The 372-nt window shown below is 57.3% G+C and carries 1 protein-coding gene; it reads right to left on the reverse strand.

Going from position 1 to position 372, the window contains the following annotated elements:
• Positions 1–50 precede the first annotated feature (50 nt).
• Positions 51–372, reverse strand: a 322-nt coding sequence (locus TN53_RS48970) for a hypothetical protein (protein ID WP_234441875.1), incomplete at its 5' end; no start/stop codon positions are given.

The raw sequence follows: 372 nt of genomic DNA on the forward strand, positions 1-372 counted from the left end.
CTTCGGGTAGGCGGCTGAAATACGCAAGGTACTTCTCCACGTCGACCACGTCAAACATATTCAGGGCGTAAAACTTCTTCTGCGAATTTGCACTCATTGTCAATATCCTCTTCGATTTGAGGAAGCTGGACTGTGAAGAACGCACTTCCAGCGCTCTGGTGAAGACCGTGGTCGCCGAAATTGAGGGTTCTCTTGCCCGCCTCCTCGGCGAAAACCGATCGGTTCCCTGTCATGGTAAACCGATCGGTTTCCATCTTGCAAGTCCGAGCGGGAAGGCGCCGTTCGGTGTGCGTCGGTGTGCGGGTGGACTGGCTGTTCGCGGCTGGTTTGTGGTTGATGCTCCGTCGGCGCCAGGCCGTGCTGCCGCCTCCC

The sequence above is a fragment of the Streptomyces sp. WM6386 genome, from assembly GCF_000972385.1.
Lineage (GTDB): Bacteria > Actinomycetota > Actinomycetes > Streptomycetales > Streptomycetaceae > Streptomyces.